The organism is Soonwooa sp. (assembly GCF_030151385.1).
In the GTDB taxonomy this organism is placed as follows: domain Bacteria; phylum Bacteroidota; class Bacteroidia; order Flavobacteriales; family Weeksellaceae; genus Soonwooa.
Genome location: NZ_JASLDS010000033.1, coordinates 1 through 21,273 on the forward strand (window position 1 = coordinate 1; position 21,273 = coordinate 21,273).

The window sequence follows — 21,273 nt, forward strand, 5'->3', positions numbered from 1 at the left end:
TCTTTTTCTTCGAACTTTACTATCTCAAAGTGATTGATTAGGTATTCGGGCAGTAATAATTTAAGTAATTCTGTCTCATTTAGCATATCACAAATTTATGCTTTTTTCAAAACCCTCCCCTGGTTTTAGGACTGATCCATAGTTTTTCAAAAACCTATGAGGTTTCTGCCACCACTGCTTCGGGTCGCTACGTCCGCTACAATCTTTAGTTTGTCGCTCGGACGGCTCCGCTACGCTCCGCCGCCTCACGCCAACCCAAAGGATTTCCGCTATCATCGCTCACGCAAAGTCGTTTAAAAAAGAACTAAATGAATAATAAGAAAACTAAGAAACCTTACGTTGTGAAAACTTCTCGTTAATCTCTTTTGTTAAGAGATGATTAAGCTTCAAACGTTTGGAAATAAAAAATCCAAGAATAGCCAAAACCAAAAGACTGACAACAACAGCAATTATATTTAGTAGTCGCGAAGATGCATTATCCTCATTGATGATTAAACGATTAGCATCTCGCGTATCATCAATAGATTTGCTAATAATAGTCATTTCATTTTCTTGTTTTTGAGAAACAACAGCTTGATACTTTTTATAATAATCACGATAAAGGTCTGTTTGCTTTAGAGCTAAATAATTATTAGCCTTTAATAGATAGATTCCTTTATTCAAAATTAAATCACCAATATTATCTGCTTTAGATTCTGCCTTATCCAAATAACTTAGTGAAGTTTGATAATCTTGATCATAAAAATATAGCTCGCCCAATCCTTTCAATGCAAAAGCTTCTAAACTAGAGGCTTTATTATTCGTTGCCAATTCTAATGACTTCTGAAAAGCCTCTTTTGATTTTTCAAAGTTTTTAAGTTCAACATAACAATATCCAATATTGTAGTAGATTACACTTAAGTTAGAATTTCGCGATACCGTTTTTTTATACTTATTAAAATACGAAATTCCTGTTGAAAATTTCTCTAAAGCCAATTCTGGATTGGATTGTGTTCTATAATTTATACCACGAACTGTGTATATAATTCCCAACATCGAATATTTTGATGTCATGGTATCAGGCAACTTAAGACTTAACTTTTCCGCACTTTCAAGATTTTCGAAACTATTACTAAAAAGTTCCATTTGTTGATACTGGATTGCTACATTTAGTAACACACTTGCTTTAGCTTTATCATCGTCAATATACTTCAGTTGGTCTTGCGCTTTCTTCATGGACTTAAAAGACTGATCCAAATCTCGTTTCGCAATATAAGCTGTTGACAAGAGAAGATAATATCTAACTTTAATACTTGGATTTTGGGCCTCTGCAACCAATTTATTAAGGGTTTTAATCGCTTTGTCGGGCTCATTATGGATTTGCGAACTAGCGACTGCTTCCAAAGAATCTCTAGAAGAAGACTGCGCGAAAAAGAACTGCACATTTAAAAACAAAAACAAAAGAATAATTCTCATAATATTAAGCTTTTAATTGTTTAATAAAAGTATTCGGAGAAATACCTGTAACAGTTTTAAAGACAGCTGCAAAAAGACTGTGGGATGAGAAACCAGCTTTATCGGCGAGGTAACTAACTTTATAATTGAGATAGGCTGGATCTTCTTCCAACAAAGAAACGATATAGTTAATTCTCAACTCGTTGATGTATGCATTAAAATTTTTGCCCTTGTAATTATTGATGACATCCGATAGATATTTGACATTAGTATCCAGATGACTCGCCAAAACCGCTAACGAAAGATCTTTGTTAAGATAAAAATCAGAATTTTCGAATAGCGTTAACTTATCCAAGATTTCTTTCTGCGTATCTGCAGGTATAATAAGCTGACGTACACTTTTAGATTGTTTTTCAGCCTCAGGATTTTCAGGTTGCGTTTCAACATCAACGATATCTTCTGAGCTAATCTCTGGTTCAATAATTTGAGGTTTTGCACTTTCAGAACTATAGCGTTGATCTAGGAAGAGAATTTGCTTTTTTAAGTTCTTCGTTTTAACAATTTCGGTATAGAGATAAATCCCTGATGCTAAAATCAATAAACCTGCAATACCTAAAATAAGTAGACTTTTTGTAGATTGCTTTTTCTTGTTGATTGCAATATTATTTTCTTCAATATCCTTAGTAATCTTAATAAGATAGCTTATCCCTTCTTTCTGATTATTGTTAATTGTCTGATCCAAATCCAAGAAAAGCTTGTTATTAGATTCATATTTAGCCATGTCATTTAAAGCTAAATAATTCTTAGACAAATCGCCGTACAGATTTCTTTTTAACGAGACATAAGGTAATTCACCCAATTTTTCAAAAGCTAAATTCAACTCTTGAATTGCAGCTTCGTAATTTTTGTCCAAAAAATAGCAATTCGACAATCTTTCACAAGCAAGCGCAAACAAAAACTTTGGCTGTCCTGCAGCATCGAGATTAGCTTTAAGTTCTAATAATTGACTTTTTGCTTCTTCTGTTTTTTTTTCTGCAATAAGAATAGTAGCCTTAAAAATGGTATTTTCAAACTTCATATAATCCGAAGCCAATTGCTTATCGGTTAAGTACGAATCACTTTTTTTAAAATACTCAGTTGCCTTAGAATAGTCTTTTGAAATCAAATAGTTAACAGCTTGCAATTGATAGATTTTTGCAAACAAAATAGGCTGTGACTTTGGCTTTTCGTTTTCAACTCTTTCTTTAATAAGATTATCGAGCAATTTTTTACTTTGATCAAAAAGTTTAAGGTTATGATATTGTTCGGCTATGATAAAATCAAAATATATAGGTCGCTCTCCTCCTTTATCTATAATTTGAGATTCTTGACTAAGAGAGATTCTGACAGACTGGACAAACTCCGCTTTTAACATATAAGCCTGACCAAGAATTTGCTGAAGACTAAGATAATCATCCTCTGCTTGGACATTTAGCAAATTGCTTTGCGTGGTCATAATGCAGTCATCAGGATTTTGATAAAGCTTCGTGTAGCTTTGATTATAGAGTACCTCAAAATCCGACTTTATCTGAGCAGTCACAAATTGCAAAGAGCAAAAGAAAATTAAAAAAAAACTTCTTAAATAAAACATTTTACGGATTAAAAATCTGATAAACTACACCCCATAACATAAGGTTTTCAAAAATCACTCAACAACTACAAACAACACATTTATTTAATAATCAATCATTTAAAATATCAACAATACGAAAATGCATGAATTCTGTTAGACTAATATTTCCAAAGATATTACTTTCTATGTAAAATTGTATTATCAAATTAAAACCTATTAATAAAATGAAAAAAAGATTTTTACTTCCTTTAAGCTGCGCAGCATTATTTATGACTAATACTATTAATGCGCAACTTGAGTATTCTCCAATGGCTGTACCATATTCTGTTGCACCAACAGGAATCAATAACTCTGGAACAGTTGTGGGTGTTCTTGATGTACATACATATCTTTTGTGGAAAAAAGGTCAAGAAGTAGAACAAATTGGTGAATTGGCAGACAATGTTATGCAAACGCTATTCATTCAAATCGGAGCAGACAACAACAAGATTAGTGCATTAATGTTTAATAATGACACTGGCAAATACGAAGCAAGTCTCTATGATGTCAATAGTCAATATTGGACAAATCTTGGGGGCATGGGCGGATCTATGGATCGTCTAACTTCATCACCGTATGCGATGTCCACTGATAGCTCAACAATAGTTGGACTTGCCTATGACTCTGATAAAAAGGCACGAGCATTCAAATGGACGCAAGCAACTGGCTTTGTTAATCTAGGATCTCTAATTGACAGAACGATGACACGAGCAGACGCCATAAGTGGCAATAATCAAGTTATTGGTGGTTGGCAAGATCAAGAAGACGGATCTAGATCTGGCGCATATTGGGTTGATGGTGTAGAAAAAATTATTAAAGATGATGCCGGCGAGTGGGTAGGTTTTGTTAGATCTATATCTTATGACGGTACCAAACTTGCAGGTAATCCACTATGGGGAGCTTATCCTTATTATTACAACAGAACGACTAACAAAGTAACATACATAATTGGTAAAGGAAGTACAGCTGACTTCTTCTATAAAGGATCAATTAATGGTATGACCGCTGATGGAAAAACGGTTATCGGTTATTTTGGATCAATCCGAAGCTCAGCAACCGAAGGCTTTATGTGGTCAGAAGCAACTGGATATGTAGATTTTACAGATTACGTTAAAAGCTTAGGTATTGATGTGCAAGGCGAATACCTACACCCAACAGCAATATCTCCTGATGGTCTAAAGGTAACTGGTTCTACAAAATCTAAAAAGCTTTTCAGAGTAGATCTTACACAATACTTAGCTGCGCAAAATGCCAATAAAACAGCTATCAAAATCTATCCAAACCCTGCAAGCAATGTTTTAAACATTTCTGGTCTTAAAGCAGATACAAAAATTAGCATCCACAATGTTGCAGGACAATTGGTTAAAACTTCTACTAGCTCACAAATTGACATTAACAGTTTACCAAAAGGAAACTATGTTGTTAGCTACGAGGTAGATGGTAAATCAACAAGCCAAAAATTCATTAAACAATAAATTATTTAAGTTATCTCTTGAAAAGCCCGATTTACTCGGGCTTTTCTAATTTGTATAACAGACCAAAAACTAAAGTTCCTGTGAGTAATTTTTAAAGTATCTTAAATCTAAAAGATTTGTCTTTTTCAGCAAGATAAACTCGTCAATAAAAAAATACATTTATAGCCTTTTAGGAAAATTAGTCACACAGATTAATTTTTACCATTATCTTATTGTGCGTTGAGAATAGAAATGTTACAACCCAGAGTAAAGTGGAAAACCTAATCAAACGTATCAACAAAGTCAATATCAAACACTTAACCCCAAAACTTACTACTTCATCACCAATCAAAGATTCGCATAGTCGAAGACATAAATAGTCAAAAAATTGCTTCAAGCGCTAAGATGATCCAAGTTAATTTTATTTCAAAACATTCAACTAAAGCTCGCATTAATTTCCTCCAGTGGGAATACCAAACAAAAAATTCCCCAAAATAATTGGGGAATTTCCTTTTTACATTTTAATTATTTCGAACTTAGTCTTTTATAACTTTAGTAGACTTCGTTTCTCCGTTAGAATAATTGAAGTTGATGATGTACACACCTTTTTTCAATTGAGAAAGGTTAAGATCCGTACTTGGCTTAGAGCTTATCACAGTTCTTCCTGATAGATCGGTAACGACAATACCTGTCATATCTTTGATGTCAGAAATCTTCACAACATCTTTAAAAGGATTAGGATATACTGACAAATTAGATTTACTAATATCATTAACCGCTAATGAGCCTTTCGGAACAACTTCTATAGTATAATCTTCAGCTTGACCTGCAGCATCTCCCGTATTGGCACACGGATTCTTCATATTGTTAAGATTAGCGGTTGTTGGTGCATTTGTAGGACCATTAATCGCTTTAATTCTCATACGCGTTTTGCCCAAAACAGCATTTTCAGGAACCACCATGTCCATTGTTACAATTTTTGCCGCATCAACACCATCACTTCCTAGATTAGAGAAGTACGGAGCTGTTGCATAATAAACTTCTCCTGCATCATTAAAATTGCCATTTTGATTCCAATCAACAAAGACCGTATAATAATGCTTCTTAGCAGCACCGCCAGTATTCGAATTTACACTAATTGTTGTGGTACCACCCTTTTCAACTTTAAAGGTATTGGTAATGAAATTTTCGTGTTGAAAAGTAGTATTATCACTCGATGTTTTTGCAGTATTAAACTTGAAATTAACATAAGTAATCGGTTCAACTTCGTATCTATAAATAGGTCCACAATAAGGCTCTAATGATGGCATTGTGGTAAAAGACCATGTTTCACAATTAATTGCTGAACCATCCGCATTTTTCGCAATAACCTTCCAATAGTATTTTGTATCAGGTGTAGTACCACCAACATAACCACCAGTTACAGTGGACGGTCCGAGCAATATCATACCACCTGGATCCAGACCGATATAAAGATCGTAGGTTGTAGCACCGCCACCCAATGGAGGATTCCATGTAAAAACTATGGGATCATACACACTACCAATAGAGTTATTAGGTGGGCTAAACAAATTTGCACAACCAGGAGGAGATAACAAATTAGATGTATTCGATTCGCCAACAGAAGTGTTCGATGTCTGATTATTCAAGTCATTCTTTGCGTTTGCTGCATTCAACTTTCCTGTAATATCATAATAAGGAAATTCTGAAGCATTTTTTGTTTCAGTTCTCAAATTTGTAGACGGATGGACTTGAGCATTTGCAATTATTCCGAGCGCCAAGACACTTGACAGTAAAATTTTCTTCATATTGTAATTATTCAGATTTTAAGTGTTAAAACAATTCTTAAGATTTGGTAGTAATGTAGCGTCTCGTAGCTTCAAAAGCTGTCTACAACGCCTGTGTACCAAAATCAAAATTATAGTGCAATTAAGAAAAAAATTCTCTAATAATATAAATTTTGAAGCTACAACAATACAAGAATGCATGAATTCTGATACAATTTAATGCTTCTTCCTCTATTTTAGCAATATCTTGGGCGTGTCCCTCGCCTCCAAAACAAAACCTCATAGGTTTCCAAAAACCTATGAAGTTTCTGCCATCGCTACTTCGGGTCGCTACGTCCGCTACAATCTTTAGCTTGTCGCTCGGACAGCTCCGCTACGCTCCGCCGCCTCGCGCCAACCCAAAGGATTTCCACTATCATCGCTCACGCAAAACTGTACCTATAGAAAATGAAAAAGATAATTAATATCAGTTCTGGACAAAGCACTTTTTGCTAGACAACATGCCCAAAAAAAATTCAAAAAATTTGATGTCAAAAAAAATTTTAACGATAAAAAAACAACTTGATTTGGAGAAAGCATTTTGCAAAAGTCCACCAAATGGAGATTAATTCACTTATCTCGAAATGTCATTAATTTGAAAATGAAGATAATTTACGTTGCGAAAACTTCTCGTTAATGTCCTTAGCTAGGAGACGATTAATTTTCAAACGTTTAGAAATAAAAAATCCGATAATTGCTAAAACCAAAAAGTTAACTACTATTATAACAATATTAAGCCTTTGAGAAGACGCTATATTTTCATTGATAATCAAACGATTAGCTTCTCGCATATCATCAATAGACTTGCCAATAATAGCCATTTCACTTTCTTGCTTTTGAGAAACAACAGCTTGATACTTTTCATAATAATCACGATAAAGATCTGTTTGCTTTAGAGCCAAATAATTATTAGCTTTTAGTAGATAAATCCCATTGTCTAAAGTCAAATCTCTGACATTGCTAGCTTTCGCCTCAGCTTGATCTAGATAGTTAAGTGCCTGCGAATAATCTTGCTCGTAAAAATAAAGCTCACCTAGTCCTTTCAGAGCATAAGCTTCTAGACTTAAAGCTTTATTATTTGTTGCCAATTCTAAAGATTCCAGAAAACTACTTTTTGCTTTATCAAAATTCTTAAGTTCCAAATAACAGTATCCGACATTGTAGTATATAACACTCAAGTTAGATTCTCGAAAAACGCCTTTTTTATACTTATTAAAATACCAAATTGATTTGTAAAATTTCTCCAAAGCCAATTCTGGATTATCTTGGATCCGATAATTCGTCCCACGAATTCCATAAATCATTCCCAAAGTCGAAAATTTTATAACCATAGTATCAGGTAGTTTTACAGCCAAACTTTCCGCACTTTCTAGATTGTCAAAACTATTACTAAAAAGCTCCATCTGCTGATATTGGATAGCAATATTAAGTAATACACTTGCTTTAGCCTTATCATCATTAATGTACTTCAACAAATCTTGTGCTTTTTTAATAGATTCGAAAGACTTATCCAAATCTCTTTTTGAGGTATAAGCGGTGGATAAAAGAAGATAATATTTTAATTTGTCACCTGGGACTTTGGACTTATTTATTAAACTATCTAATGAAAAAATAGCTTTATTAGGATCACTGTATATCTGGCTTCTTATTCTATAATCCAAATCTGTTGGTTGTCCAAAAACCAAAAGCACATTCAAAAAGAAAAATAAAAAATAATTTCTCATTGCATTAGGCTTTTAATTGTTTGATAAAAATATTCGGAGAAATACCTGTAACCGTTTTAAAAACAGCTGCAAAAAGACTGTGGGATGAGAAACCAGCCTTTTCTGCTAGATAACTAACTTTGTAATTGAGATAGGTTGGATCTTCTTCCAATAAAGAGACAATATAATTAATTCTCAATTCGTTGATGTATGCATTAAAGTTTTTGCCTTTGTAAGTATTAATGATATCCGAAAGATATTTGGTATTGGTATCCAAATGAATCGCCAAAACCGCTATCGAAATATCTTTATTCAGATAAAAATCAGAATTTTCGAAAACCGTTAGCTTATCCAAGATTTCTTTTTGCGTCTCAGCTGGGATAATAAACTGACGTTCGATTTTGGGTTGTATTTCTGCCTCTGGACTTTCAGGTTGTTTTTCAACATCAACCATATCTTCTAAGCCGACCTCAGGTTCGATAATTTCGGGTTTTGCACCTTCAGAATTATAGCGTTGATCTAGGAAGAGAATTTGTTTTTTAAAATTCTTGGTTTTAATAATTTCAGTATAGAGATAAATCCCTGATACCAAAACCAGCAAACTTGTAAAACCAAAAATAAGTAGACTTTTTGTAGATTGTTTTTTCTTGCTGATTGCAATATTATTCTCTTCGAGATCCTTAGTAATCTTAATAAGATAGCTTATCCCTTCTTTCTGATTATTGTTAATTTTCTGATTCAAATCCAAGAAAAGCTTATTATTGGACTCATATTTAGCCATATCATTTAATGCTAAATAATTCTTAGACAAATCGCTGTATAGATTTCTTTTTAGTAAAATATATGGCAACTCACCCAATTTTTCTAAAGCCAATTCCAGCTCCTGAATTGCAGCTTGGTAATTTTTGTCCAAAAAATAACAATTCGATAATTTCTCACAAGCAAGCGCAAACAAAAATTTTGGTTGCCCCGCAGCATTGAGATTCACTTTAAGTTGCAATAACTGACTTTTTGCTTCTTCTGTCTTTTTTTCAGCGATAAGAATGCTAGATTTAAAAATAGTATTTTCAAACTTTACATAATCCGAAGCCAATTGCTTTCCTGTTAAATAAGAATCGCTTTTTCTTAAATACTCAGTTGCCTTAGAGTAGTCTTTTGAAATCAAATAATTAACAGCTTGCAGTTGATAGATTTTCGCGAACAAAATAGGCTGCGACTTTTGCTTTCTATTTTCAACTCTATCTTTAATAAGATTGTTGAGCAATTTTTTACTTTCATCAAAAAGCTTAAGATTATGATATTGCTCGGCTATGATAAAATCAAAATATAGAGGTCGCTCTTCTCCTTTATCCATGATTTGCGATTCTTGACTAAGAGAGATTCTCACAGATTGGACAAACTCCGCTTTTAACATATAAGCCTGCCCAAGAATTTGCTGAAGACTAAGATCATCATCCACTGCTTTAACATTAAGCAAATTACTCTGCGTGGTCATAATACAGTCATCAGGATTCTGATAAAGCTTGGTGTAACTTCGATTATAGAGCACCTCAAAATCCGATTTTATCTGAGCAGTCACAAATTGCAAAGAACAAAAGAAAACTAAAAAAAAATTCTAAAACAAAACATTCTACGGATAAAAAACCTTATAAATACTACACCAAAAGAAGATAATCACTAGAAATAACAAAAAAAACAATACAAAAATTCGCGAATTCTGCTAGACTAATACTTCCAAAGATATTACTTTCTATGTAAAATTGTACCATCAAATTAACCCCTTTAATAAAATGAAAAAGAGATTTCTACTTCCGTTAAGTTGTGCCGCATTATTAACAACTAACATTGTTAATGCACAACTTGTATTTTCGACAGTTACCACACCAGGATATTCACGTCCAGGCTCTGTAAATAATTCTGGTACCGTTGTTACAGCTATTAATTCGCAGAAACAATATCTATGGCTAAAAGGTTCTGAAATGGTACAGTTTGGTCAATTAACAGGACAAGACCAAGCAATGTCCCCAAAAACTGGTGAAGATAATACCAAAATATATGGTCAAACGAAAAACTTTGATACCAATAAGCTGGGCTTTGGCGTCTTTGATACCAATTCGCAAGCTTGGACAATACTAGGAGATCTATTACTATTCGACGTTTCGTCAGATGGGACAACGGCGGTAGGAGCTGGTGGCGAAAATGGCTACACTCGATCTTTCAAATGGGTAAAAGACACAGGATTTATCAATTTAGGTTCAACGTATCCAAACAGAGACTCAAGAGCAGATGCAATAAGTAATGACAAAAAAGTTGTCGGAGGTTATCAGGATCAATTGAATAGTCTAAGAACAGCAACATATTGGATGGATGGCAACGAGATTAATATAAAAACAGCAACGGGCGATTTTGTTGAAGGCATCGTACATGCAATTAACTATGATGGTACTATAATGGCAGGAAACCCTAACGTTAACAAATTACCTTTTATCTATGACAGGCTTAACAATAAAGTAACCTATATAGAAAGCCAACAATACACGACCAACCCAACTTACAAAGGCTATGTCAATGGAATAAATGATGCTGGCACCATAATTATTGGATACTACAGTTCATTCTTATTGCCTACTAGTGAAGGCTACATATGGACTAAAAATGGTGGTTATCAAGACTTTACAGAATATGTAAAAAAACTTGGTATTGATGTACAGGGCCTTTATTTATACCCTACAGCAATGTCACCAGATGGTCTAAAATATGCTGGATATGCACAATCAGGTGCTGAGCAGAAAACTTGGATGCTAGATTTGACTACTTATCTTGCAACCAACAATACCAGCAAGGCAGAAGTCAAAGTATACCCAAATCCAGCAAGCAATATCTTAAATATCTCAGGTCTCAAAGCTGATACAAAAATTAGCATTCACAATGTTGCGGGACAATTGGTTAAAACATCTACTAGCTCTCAAATCGACATTAACAATCTACCAAAAGGCAACTACATCATCAGCTATGACGTAAACGGTAAAGCAACAAGCCAAAAATTCATTAAACAATAAATTATTTAAGTTATCTCGTGAGAAGCCCGACTTGTTTGGGCTTTTCGACGTTGTAAGATTTTGGGCGTGTCCCTCGCCTCCAAAACAAAACCTCATAGGTTTTCAAAAACCTATCAGGTTTCAGCCTTCGCTACTTCGGGTCGCTACGTCCGCTACAATCTTTAACTTGTCGCTCGGACGGCTCCGCTACGCTCCGCCGCCTCGCGCCAACCCAAAGGATTTCCGCTATCATCGCTCACGCAAAATCCGTGAACGCATCAATATTGATTACCAATTGAAAAAGTCAAAAACAAAAAAAAGCATCTTCAAAAGATGCTTTCAATATTTTCGGCTTTCATCGAAAGTTACTTAAAATCCGACAAGTGTTTTTACATTTAAAAACAAGATTCGTGAAATTTCGAAATTATTACAAATTCATAAATAACTTAGGATTGACAGGCGTATTATTTTTATGAACTTCATAATGAAGATGCGGTCCTGTCGAACGTCCTGTATTACCAGATTTTGCAATCAACTCCCCTACTTTCACTTCTTGATTGGTGGCCACCGAAATGCTAGAAAGATGCCCATAAAGTGTTGCCAAGCCATTGCCGTGCGAAATGATTACACAATTTCCATAACCTCCTTTTTCACCAGCGAAAATAACTTTACCAGCTGCAGCTGCCACAACATCAGATCCATAAGGAACCGCAACATCAATCCCTTTATGGAATTGCATTTGATCTTTCTCGGCAGGCGCATTTTGACCAGCTTTCGGATCTTCTTTAATTGTAGGATTTGACGCAACCGAAGTACTATCATGAGTTGCTTTCAAAGGTTTAACAGATGCAAACACAGTTTTGAAAGGAATAGGATTCTTACGAACACCAAAATTAGAAGAAATATAACCAGAAGTCGGAATCCCGAGCGGAACCTGTTGTAACTTTTTCTCTAGATCAACTAAATATTGGCTGTAACGATTGCTTTGCTTCGAAAGGTAAACCTCGTTGGCCAAACTATCTTTGGCAAGGCTTTCGATTTTGAGGTCAGATACATTTTTAGAAACCAAAAATGCATTAAGATTTCTAACCACTTGGTCAACGCTTAGGAGATTTTCCTTTAGCTCGCGATGGTCAATACTATCTTTTACTGTATTAATCTTTACTAAATTAACTTGATAATTTTTGTCGTCTTTCTCAGAATAAAGTTTCCCGATTAAGACCGCTTGAGCAAATACAACCACCAACAAACAACCTAAGACGATATTGGTTTTTTTATTGCTTCTCAAAAATCTTTTCATATATTTTCTAATTGATTATACTTAAAATTTTAAGGCTACAAAAATACTTACTTTTTATTAAAACGAAATATTAAGCAGAATTATTTAACAAACTTTAAATAAATTTTAATTATTCATAAAGAATCACAAACTATAGAACCTCAGTAAGCATTCTAAAGATTTTCTTTTTCATTATATAATTGTAGCTTTGCATTAGGTTAAAAAAAGTGTAAAATGGCAAAATCAAAATCACCGCAGTTGCCCAAAGTTGGTGTAGTTGGAAGTGGAAGCTTTGCGACGGCAATTGTAAAGATGTTGACAGAAAATTGTAAAGTCATCCATTGGCATGTCCGTAACGAATTCGTGAAAGGCGCTATCCAATTGCGTGGCCATAATCCAACATATCTTCCGATGGTTAGTTTTAATATGAAACAATTAAAACTGACAACGGACATTAACGAATTGGTTGAAGCTTGCGACATCATTGTCCTAGCAACACCTTCTATCTACTTAGCGTCGACATTGGCAAATCTTAGTTGCAATTACGAAGACAAATTATTCTGTTCGGCTATCAAAGGTATTGTACCAGAATACAATGATATTGTTGCCAATTATCTTCGCGACAAATTCCAAATTGGTTACAAAAATCAAGCAGTTATTGCAGGACCTTGTCATGCTGAAGAGGTTGCAATGGAACGTTTATCATATTTGACAATCGCATCTGCCGAGGAAAAAGACACCGCAGTCCTTACCAAAATTTTCTCTTCATTCTATATTAAAGTGAATGAAAGTTGTGATATATTAGGTAACGAATACAGCGCAATTCTTAAAAACATTTACGCAATCGGTGCTGGTATTGCTAGTGGATTAGGTTATGGTGACAACTTCATCGCAGTTTATGTTTCTAATGCAATTCGTGAGATGGAAACTTTCCTAGAAGCTGTCTATCCAGAACCTCGCGATGTTAACGAAAGCGCGTATCTTGGAGACCTTTTGGTTACCGCTTACTCGTTGTTCTCACGTAACCGAAACCTCGGAAACTTAATCGGGAAAGGCTACACTGTTAAATCTGCAATCCAATCAATGAACATGGTTGCCGAGGGCTATTACGCAACCAACGGTATCTATACTATTTGTAAGGATAAGAAGTTAAAACTTCCAATTATCAACACAATCTTTGCGATTCTGTATGAAGAGAAAAATGCAGAGAAACAATTCGCGAAATTGACTGAAAAATTAAATTAGCATTCATTTATATAAAGGGTAATGATGCGCTTTGCTTGTCTCCGGATGAGCAAAGCTTTTTTTTATTTCAAATTTAAAAATTTGGTGAAATTTTAAGCTGGCTCTAAATAATTATCCGAAATCTCTGGCCCCGATGGAGGCGGCATCCTTTGGGATTGGAGTGAGGCGGCGGAGCGTAGCGGAGCCGTCCGAGCGACAAGCCTAAAGATATAGCCGAGAGCGGGAAAAGCTTCAGAAAACAACTCTAAAAGCTTTTCGATGAAATAAAAATGCCTTTCAAAAAATTTCGAAAGGCATTTTATGATGATTTTTGGTTATCCTAGTATTGGATTAAATCTAAAAACTAAATACTAAAAACCAAATACTTTATTAAAATTCTGCACTTTTTGGCGTTCTTGGGAAAGGAATCACATCGCGAATATTGGTCATTCCGGTTACGAAAAGCACCAATCTTTCTAGTCCTAAACCGAATCCAGCGTGCGGCACAGACCCGAACTTACGTGTATCCAAATACCACCAAAGCTCGTGCTCGTCAACATGCATTTCTTCCATTTTTTGTTTAAGAACATCTAGACGCGCTTCTCTCTCGGATCCGCCGATAATTTCGCCAATTCCAGGGAACAATACATCCATTGCAGCAACGGTTTTGTTATCTTCGTTCAGCTTCATGTAGAACGCCTTAATATCTTTCGGATAATCGAACAATACCACTGGACTTTCGAAATGCTTTTCTACTAAGAAACGCTCGTGCTCCGATTGCAAATCTGCTCCCCAAGCTTCGATTGGATAAGCAAATTTTCCTTTTTTATTCTCTTTTGAGTTTAACAAAATGTCAATCGCTTCAGTATAAGAAACCCTTTTGAAACGCTTGTTAACAACGTTTTGAAGTTTTTCAATAAGACCTTCTTTAGCTCTTTCTTTTTCTGGTTTTTGTTTTTGCTCTTCTGCAAAACGCTTATCCAAAAATTCTAAATCGTCTTTGCAGTTTTCTAAACAATAGTTGATCACATATTTTAGGAAATCTTCCGCCAAGTCGATGTTGTCCTCCAAATTATTGAAAGCAACTTCTGGCTCAATCATCCAAAACTCCGCTAAGTGACGTGTTGTGTTAGAATTCTCAGCACGGAAAGTTGGTCCAAATGTATAAATGCGCCCCAATCCCATCGCTGCAGTTTCGCCTTCTAACTGACCAGAAACCGTTAAATTGGTTTTTCTACCAAAGAAATCTTGCGTGTAATCGATTTCCCCTTCTTCGTTACGCGGAATATTGTTAAGGTCAAAGTTGGTAACACCAAACATCTCGCCAGCGCCTTCTGCATCTGCTCCTGTAACAATTGGCGTGTTGATGTAGAAGAATTGATTTTTGTTAAAATATTGGTGAATCGCAAAACTGACAGCACTTCTAACTCTGAAAACCGCTCCAAAAAGATTGGTTCTGAATCTAAGATGCGCTTGCTCACGCAATTTTTCTAAACTATGTTTCTTAGGTTGAAGAATCGTTGACTGTAATTCTTCGGTAAAGTTGTCACCAAGAATTGTAATTTTTTTCGCGATTAATTCTACTGTTTGACCAGCACCTTGACTTTCCACAACTTCGCCAGTTACTTTAAGAGAAGCTGCTGTGTTGATATTTTTGATAATGTTTTCATCAAAATTTTCGAAGTCTACGACCACTTGCAAATTATTGATCGTTGATCCGTCGTTAAGTGCTATAAAACGATTAGAACGGAATGCTCTAACCCAACCGTAAACTGTAATGTCGTGATGTAAAACTTTCTTGTAATCTGTTAAAAGATCTTTAATTGTTTGCTTTTTCATTATCAAAAATTAATGTCTGCAAAGTTACAAAAATACAATGAAGATTAAATCTGAATATTTGTAAAAATATCGTCCAAAAGCTTACTTATTGAGAAACTTCGTTCAAAAACAATATATTTGCGAAAACATTTTAATGAAATCTTTATCGATAAAGGGAATTACAGGTGTTAGGACTAGAGATATCCCTAATATTTTGTCCAATCTCCAAGAATATGACAACGACGCAATTGCCATTGCACTGTGCGAAACAAAAAGACGAGAAGCTCCATTACCAGAAGAAACACAAAAGATTGTTGACAGTTTTTTAGCAACGAATAATGTAAGCGAAAGCGAATTTATTCAGCAATTTTTACAAAAAAATGGAGCAGATTCTTACGACGATTTATTTGCAAAAGAAACTTATGAGCCCGAAACGCCAGAATCTCAATTAAGAAAACAAATCGCTCTCGCTCAATATGAAGCTCATTACAAGAAAGAACAAGCAAGTGGTAGAACTGACATTGTTATCGGTGGCGTTATATTCGCCGTTGGCTTAATTATCACAATTGTCACCTTGCAAAGTGGAGGCGGAGTTATAGCTTATGGGGCAATATTCGTTGGTTTTGTAAAAATGGCCAGAGGTTTTACGAAAATCTAAAAGCAAACAATTCCTTTTCCGTTTCGCTTAAAATATCTCTATGGAATTGATTTTCTAAAAAACACCAATCCATAGAGACTTATCAATTAAATAAAACATTCTTTTTAATAGCTTTCCCTTGACGAATTTGCCATGCGTGATAGCAACTTGGGATATCATGTTGCCATTTTGGAAGTATCAGAATAATCAAAATCACATCCAGATGTGAGATCAAGCCCAAAACGACGCACGTCATGAAAGCCCAACCTGCATACTCAAAACCTAACAAACTGGTAAACGCAAGTAGTAAACTCAGTCCCCACATTTTGGATAGAAAAGCATGTGTACAGGTTTCTTTTCCGAATTTTGCAAAACTTACGATGTAACACAAAGCTTCCATAACGAAGATTAAGATAATCGGAACTTTGTTTTGTTTAATCAATTCTGGAAAGAGCAAGTAAGTTGCAATACCTATGGATAACCAAAACACCAAATCGGTCTGACTGTCCAATCGTCTTAATTTCTCGGAAGCAACACCTGCTTTTCGCGCAATAATTCCGTCAAATATATCGGAAAACAATCCTAAATACATTAAAATCAAAATCGGAATTCGCGCTTCTATCTTTAAATAAAATGCTAAAACTAAAATAATTGGTGCGCACAGAAATCGAAACGCAATCAATAAGTATGGTATATTTTTCATCGTTCTTATTTTAAAAATTATAGTTTAACTGAAAATATTAAATCGACACTCAACTTCTCAAATCGATTTGGAATTTTGTTTCTGTACCAAAAAGAATACGGCGAATAAGAGACCTGTGGCATGATTCCAAAATCACCAATCCAGAACCTAAATCCTTGCGCCAGCCGAAAACTAGCGATACTTTCTACATCTACATTAATGACAATTGTGTTAGGATCGTCGGGTTTTGTTCTTGGCGTATCTGGGATATTTTTACCATCAAAAAACATATTGTCAATCGTCAATTCGGAGATCCACTCAATGTTTTTATTTTTAATTTTAAAATTCTTAACCATTCGGGCGCCCAAATTCCAATCAACAATATCTGAGTTAACATCATAGAAAACACCATTTTTTCCATAGACGAAATTATATTTTGCTTGGGTGTATTTTATAGAACCTCCCAACTCCAATCTTGCATCATACTCTATTGGATATCGATACCAAAAACCAACCGAAACACCAACATTATTTTTTACAATTCGGTTAGAAAAATCAAAAGATGGTGACACTTCAAAAACCAAATGCTTTTCCCTTTTAAGACTATCACTTTGTCCAAATAAACAACTTGATAACAGAATAAATACTAAATACTTCATGGCTAAAAATTTATAAATGGCATTGTACGTTTTCCGTTTCGGTTCCAAAAACCTAATTGTAAACCCGAAGTTGATTTCGAAATATTAACCAAGCCAATTTGGATTCCGAAACCTGTCTGCATGTGGTTGTAGACACCAATCTGCATTCCCTTGAAATCATCAGCCGAATTAAATCCTCCAACATGAAGTCCTCGTCCACTGCTTGCATGATTTCCAAAAATCGAAACACCAAGTCCATTTAATTCTTCCACGTCATTACTTACAAGGCTTACAAAAGCGCCATTCATATTCATTCCGTAATTGTACATCGAGATACCAACGCCGCTATTACTCACATCTCTTAGATTACCTGCCAGCGATAGACTTAGTCCATTAACTTGCGCTTTGGTTATTGTATTTTGTGCTTTTGAGGTATCGTAAAAACATATCATCAAAAAGCCTAGCGGATTAACATCGAGATTTAACCCATTTATTGTCTGAAAATTCTTTGATTTAGGACTAAAATCTCCATCGAGACCAATGCCAACTGCAAGTCCATTGACTTCGCTAATGTTAGATGACAATGGTGTGAATGCAATTATTTTTGAAGCACCACCTCCAGAACTTGTTACTTCTTGACCAAAAACTGTCAAGCTTGCAAATATTGTGATTAGTATAAAAAAATAGGTTTTCATAATTCTGACTTTTAAAATTCTATTTCAAAATTAGAGGCAGAATAGAAGATTGTCTATGTGTAAAACATTTAAGTTTTTTATTAAATTTGTGAAAATCACAAAAAGATGTATCAGGAAGCTTTACTTCGAGAAATACGAAAAAAAATCGGCGACAAATCCCTCAATGATGAGTTGGCAAACATCCTAAATATCAGTTACGATGCTGCACACCGAAGAAGTTCGTTGAAGTCAAAATTCAGTTTGGAAGAAGCTATAGAATTAGCAAGATATTATCAAATTTCTTTAGACCAATTTGTCGGAACGCCAAACCAGTTGGTTGTACAACGCACACAACCTGTCAAGTCATCTGAGGACTTGCTTAATTATTTTGATAATTCGCTAAAGATTTTGTCTTCGTTTAAAAACAAAAATCAGCACGCAAAAGTTTATTATTCAGCGAAAGACATTCCATTTTTTTATACAATTTCGGATTCCGTTTTATCGAAATTCAAGTTTTATGTTTGGATGAATCTTCTTAACCAAGATAAGTTTTTGACCAAGTTCAAAGATTTTGATTTTAAATACTATTCTGAAAGCAACAAAGCATTAGAAGAACTTTATGAACAACAGGAGGTCACCGAAATCTGGAACGAAAGTAGCATTTCGAGTATTCTGCAACAGATAAAATTCTATTTTGAAATTGGAATGATCTCTTCAAACGAGGGCGAACTAATCTTAGAAGATTTAGAATTGTTATTCGAACGCTTGGAATCGAAAATCGCGGACAACAAAAATTTTGAAATCTACATCAACGAGCTGGTAATCCTTAACAATAGTATTTTGTTCACCAACGAAACTGAGAATTCATACTTCGTTCCCTTTAGTATGTTTGGCTACATTATGACCAATGACAAAGTAACTTCTGACGATGCCAAAAGTTACTTTGAACACCAAATCAAAAATTCAAAATCCTTGAATAATGCTGGAAACCGAGATCGCGCTCTGTTTTTTAATAAAATGAAAAGAAAAATTAATGCATTGAAAGACGAACTCGTTTAAGTATTTTTTTTAATATTTAAACAACAAAAGATAGACAATAAATTGTTTAAGCTTAAAAGGAAACTTAAATTCATTATGCTCTTTATTCAAAGTTGTTAAATATTTTATGCTTTTGTGGTTTAGTACTTTTAATCTTGTTTAAATAAAATTTCAAAATCTTATCTTAGTTTTTAGAAATACAATTATGAAAAACTATCTTCATTTGCTTTTCTTGACTGCAATTACCGTTTCATGTTATTCGCCAAAATCGGACATTGAAGAAGATAAACATCCTGACATTCCGCACTTTCCGAGTTTTAAAAACAATAATATCAAACTAACAAAAGTTGCGGAATGGACTGCTACAGAACGAAATAGCATCAAGTTTTTATCACGTGGCGACTACTTGTATCTTTTTTACTCACCGGAATATCTTCTGAACGATCGTCAAGATTGGAAACTTCTCATTCTTAAAAATGATAAAATCCTACAAAAAGACAGTCTAAAAACAAATTTTACAATTCAGAATTTGGCTTTTCTTGACAGCAAAAATAATCTTTACGTAAATAGATTTATGTATCAATATCCTGATTATAAAACTAAAAAAGAGATTCCTATTTTCGACCTTGATGTTATCGCGGAAAAGTATGACAAACAAATGCATCGCGGGGAGCAGGAACGAGATTCGGCGATATTTAACCAAATACATCAAGAGCAAAAAGCCTTTCAGGATAAGATGTATTCGCAAATCCAAGACCTGACTTTGGTAAGCAATCCAAGTAATTCTTCAGTCGACCTCGACAATTTCTCGTGGGGAACCTTCAATTATTTTTGCAACCTCAACTCAAACGAAGCTTTTTTGTTAAGAGATGGTTTTCTGTCGCCGATATCCACCGAATACACTAAGTATCAGCCCGATCAACGAAATCTTTTAAAAGAATTAAAACCGAAAATGACGCTTGTCCCAAAAAAGGATATGTTGCAAGATAATTATTACGATACGTCCAGCATTTTGAAAACAGAATTTAAAACTGCTAAAGATAGCATTGTCACGGGGAATGTTTGGTTTAGCCGCGGAAATCATTATGTTGCTAGCTTTGGTTATGCGCCAATCTATATGAAATATTACAATCTCAACCTCAACGGAACAAAGACCGAAACCAAAATAGATCACACCAAAACAGGTATTAGCCACCTCATCGACACTGACTTGGGAACTTATTTAATAATGATAAATAAAAAGGAAAATGTTGGTAAATATGAAGTTTATTTCTTACCGAAAAAATAACTATTCGTCTTTTTTATGCTCGCCAAGGAAAACATCCATAAGACCTTCTGGCAACTGCATTTTGATAAATTTTTCGTCGCGATTAACTTCCAAAATCCAATCTTTAATAATCGGAATAACAACATCTTTGTCTGCCAATCGTAGCATAAAATAATGTTGCGCTGTTTGGTCGTTAACAGACTGAATGGTACCACAAGTTTTTCCATCTTCTTCATGGATTTCGAAACCGACAATTTCGTGGTAGTAGAATTGTTTGCCAGAGAGTTTTGGCAAAGTAGAAAGCGGAAGATAGACATCTTTCCCTAGAACTTGGTCAGCAAGCGTTTCGGTAATATTTTTAAGTAAAATATTAAGCGCATCGGACTTGCTCCAAGATGTTTTTTCAATAAAAAAAGGAACCAATAATCCGTTGATTTCAACGAATATTGATTCCAATTTATTGTAAAGTTCAGGTTGATCGGTATCCAATTTTAGGATCACGTGACCAGCCAATCCGTGCTTACGCGTAATTCTTCCTAATAAATAACAGTCTTCTTTACGCATAATTTGGGATTCTTAAGCTTCAGTGTTTTCTTCAGCAGCAGCTTCTCCTTCAGCAGGCGCTTCTGTAGTTTCTTCAACAGGTGCGTTAGCAGCTTCTTCAGCAGCTTTAGCATCAGCCTCAGCTTGTGCAGCAGCAGCAACTCTAGCTTCGTTTACTTTAACCTCAGCTTCCAAAGCAGCTTTCTTAGCATCAGCTTTAGCAGTCGCTAAACCATCAACTTTACCTTGTACTTTAGCTTCTTTTGCATCAACCCAAGCAGCGAATCTCTTCTCAGCTTCAGCTTCGTCAAAAGCACCTTTAGCAACACCACCTTGTAAGTGTTTTTTGTACATAGCACCTTTGTAA

At 34.8% G+C, this 21,273-nt stretch carries 17 protein-coding genes and 1 pseudogene; 6 read left to right on the top strand and 12 right to left on the bottom strand.

Annotated features, from left to right (window positions below; translation table 11 throughout):
• Positions 1-324: 324 nt before the first annotated feature.
• Together Q1V95_RS05740 and Q1V95_RS05745 are read right to left on the bottom strand one after the other, a co-directional pair.
• The gene (locus Q1V95_RS05740) at positions 325-1,455 is read right to left on the bottom strand and encodes a tetratricopeptide repeat protein (RefSeq protein WP_300671470.1); all 1,131 of its coding nucleotides are present in this window, start codon (positions 1,453-1,455) and stop codon (positions 325-327) included.
• Positions 1,456-1,459: 4 nt separating this feature from the next.
• The gene (locus Q1V95_RS05745; RefSeq protein ID WP_300671473.1) at positions 1,460-3,013 is read right to left on the bottom strand and encodes a helix-turn-helix domain-containing protein; all 1,554 of its coding nucleotides are present in this window, start codon (positions 3,011-3,013) and stop codon (positions 1,460-1,462) included.
• Between the two features lie 257 nt (positions 3,014-3,270).
• Here Q1V95_RS05745 and Q1V95_RS05750 point away from each other — a divergent pair, with 257 nt between their 5' ends.
• Positions 3,271-4,560: a T9SS type A sorting domain-containing protein gene (locus Q1V95_RS05750; RefSeq protein ID WP_300671476.1), complete on the top strand. Its 1,290-nt coding sequence runs from the start codon at positions 3,271-3,273 to the stop codon at positions 4,558-4,560.
• Positions 4,561-5,075: 515 nt separating this feature from the next.
• Here the strand turns inward: Q1V95_RS05750 and Q1V95_RS05755 are convergent.
• The 3 genes from Q1V95_RS05755 to Q1V95_RS05765 all read right to left on the bottom strand — a co-directional run bounded on the left by Q1V95_RS05755 (position 5,076) and on the right by Q1V95_RS05765 (position 9,647).
• The gene (locus Q1V95_RS05755) at positions 5,076-6,347 is read right to left on the bottom strand and encodes a GEVED domain-containing protein (protein WP_300671479.1); all 1,272 of its coding nucleotides are present in this window, start codon (positions 6,345-6,347) and stop codon (positions 5,076-5,078) included.
• 608 nt (positions 6,348-6,955) lie between these two features.
• The gene (locus tag Q1V95_RS05760; protein ID WP_300671482.1) at positions 6,956-8,089 is read right to left on the bottom strand and encodes a tetratricopeptide repeat protein; all 1,134 of its coding nucleotides are present in this window, start codon (positions 8,087-8,089) and stop codon (positions 6,956-6,958) included.
• Between the two features lie 4 nt (positions 8,090-8,093).
• Entirely contained in the window at positions 8,094-9,647 is a 1,554-nt protein-coding gene (locus tag Q1V95_RS05765) for a helix-turn-helix domain-containing protein (protein ID WP_300671485.1), read from the bottom strand.
• 211 nt (positions 9,648-9,858) lie between these two features.
• Between Q1V95_RS05765 and Q1V95_RS05770 the strand changes: the two genes are divergently transcribed.
• Positions 9,859-11,127 carry a T9SS type A sorting domain-containing protein gene (locus Q1V95_RS05770; RefSeq protein WP_300671488.1) on the top strand — a complete coding sequence of 423 codons (1,269 nt, stop codon included), beginning with the start codon at positions 9,859-9,861 and terminating at the stop codon, positions 11,125-11,127.
• A 406-nt stretch (positions 11,128-11,533) separates the two neighbouring features.
• Here the strand turns inward: Q1V95_RS05770 and Q1V95_RS05775 are convergent, their stop codons facing one another.
• Entirely contained in the window at positions 11,534-12,406 is an 873-nt protein-coding gene (locus tag Q1V95_RS05775; protein WP_300671491.1) for a M23 family metallopeptidase, read from the bottom strand.
• Between the two features lie 213 nt (positions 12,407-12,619).
• Here Q1V95_RS05775 and Q1V95_RS05780 point away from each other — a divergent pair, with 213 nt between their 5' ends.
• The gene (locus Q1V95_RS05780) at positions 12,620-13,630 is read left to right on the top strand and encodes an NAD(P)H-dependent glycerol-3-phosphate dehydrogenase (protein ID WP_300671494.1); all 1,011 of its coding nucleotides are present in this window, start codon (positions 12,620-12,622) and stop codon (positions 13,628-13,630) included.
• Positions 13,631-13,999: 369 nt separating this feature from the next.
• Here Q1V95_RS05780 and asnS read toward each other — a convergent pair whose 3' ends face one another.
• On the bottom strand, positions 14,000-15,448 hold the full coding sequence (asnS, locus tag Q1V95_RS05785; protein ID WP_300671497.1) for an asparagine--tRNA ligase: 1,449 nt from the start codon (positions 15,446-15,448) through the stop codon (positions 14,000-14,002).
• A 133-nt stretch (positions 15,449-15,581) separates the two neighbouring features.
• On the opposite strand from asnS, the gene Q1V95_RS05790 reads away from it, so the two are divergent.
• Positions 15,582-16,085 carry a hypothetical protein gene (locus tag Q1V95_RS05790; RefSeq protein ID WP_300671500.1) on the top strand — a complete coding sequence of 168 codons (504 nt, stop codon included), beginning with the start codon at positions 15,582-15,584 and terminating at the stop codon, positions 16,083-16,085.
• 82 nt (positions 16,086-16,167) lie between these two features.
• Here Q1V95_RS05790 and Q1V95_RS05795 read toward each other — a convergent pair whose 3' ends face one another.
• Genes Q1V95_RS05795 through Q1V95_RS05805 form a run of 3 tightly spaced genes read right to left on the bottom strand, consistent with a single transcriptional unit; the run spans position 16,168 to position 18,079 of the window.
• Entirely contained in the window at positions 16,168-16,767 is a 600-nt protein-coding gene (locus tag Q1V95_RS05795) for a CDP-alcohol phosphatidyltransferase family protein (RefSeq protein WP_300671504.1), read from the bottom strand.
• A gap of 17 nt (positions 16,768-16,784) precedes the next feature.
• Positions 16,785-17,405, bottom strand: coding sequence for a hypothetical protein (locus Q1V95_RS05800; protein WP_300671507.1), 621 nt, complete (start codon positions 17,403-17,405; stop codon positions 16,785-16,787).
• A 2-nt stretch (positions 17,406-17,407) separates the two neighbouring features.
• Positions 17,408-18,079 carry a hypothetical protein gene (locus tag Q1V95_RS05805; protein WP_300671510.1) on the bottom strand — a complete coding sequence of 224 codons (672 nt, stop codon included), beginning with the start codon at positions 18,077-18,079 and terminating at the stop codon, positions 17,408-17,410.
• Positions 18,080-18,184: 105 nt separating this feature from the next.
• Here Q1V95_RS05805 and Q1V95_RS05810 point away from each other — a divergent pair, with 105 nt between their 5' ends.
• Positions 18,185-19,117: an XRE family transcriptional regulator gene (locus Q1V95_RS05810; RefSeq protein WP_300671513.1), complete on the top strand. Its 933-nt coding sequence runs from the start codon at positions 18,185-18,187 to the stop codon at positions 19,115-19,117.
• A gap of 184 nt (positions 19,118-19,301) precedes the next feature.
• Positions 19,302-20,384 (top strand): hypothetical protein, encoded by a 1,083-nt coding sequence (locus Q1V95_RS05815; RefSeq protein WP_300671516.1) that lies wholly within the window; start codon positions 19,302-19,304, stop codon positions 20,382-20,384.
• Here Q1V95_RS05815 and rimM read toward each other — a convergent pair whose 3' ends face one another.
• Together rimM and rpsP are read right to left on the bottom strand one after the other, a co-directional pair.
• On the bottom strand, positions 20,385-20,927 hold the full coding sequence (gene rimM, locus Q1V95_RS05820; RefSeq protein ID WP_300671519.1) for a ribosome maturation factor RimM: 543 nt from the start codon (positions 20,925-20,927) through the stop codon (positions 20,385-20,387). It abuts the gene before it with no gap.
• Between the two features lie 12 nt (positions 20,928-20,939).
• Positions 20,940-21,273, bottom strand: a pseudogene (gene rpsP, locus Q1V95_RS05825) (30S ribosomal protein S16); the annotation flags it as partial.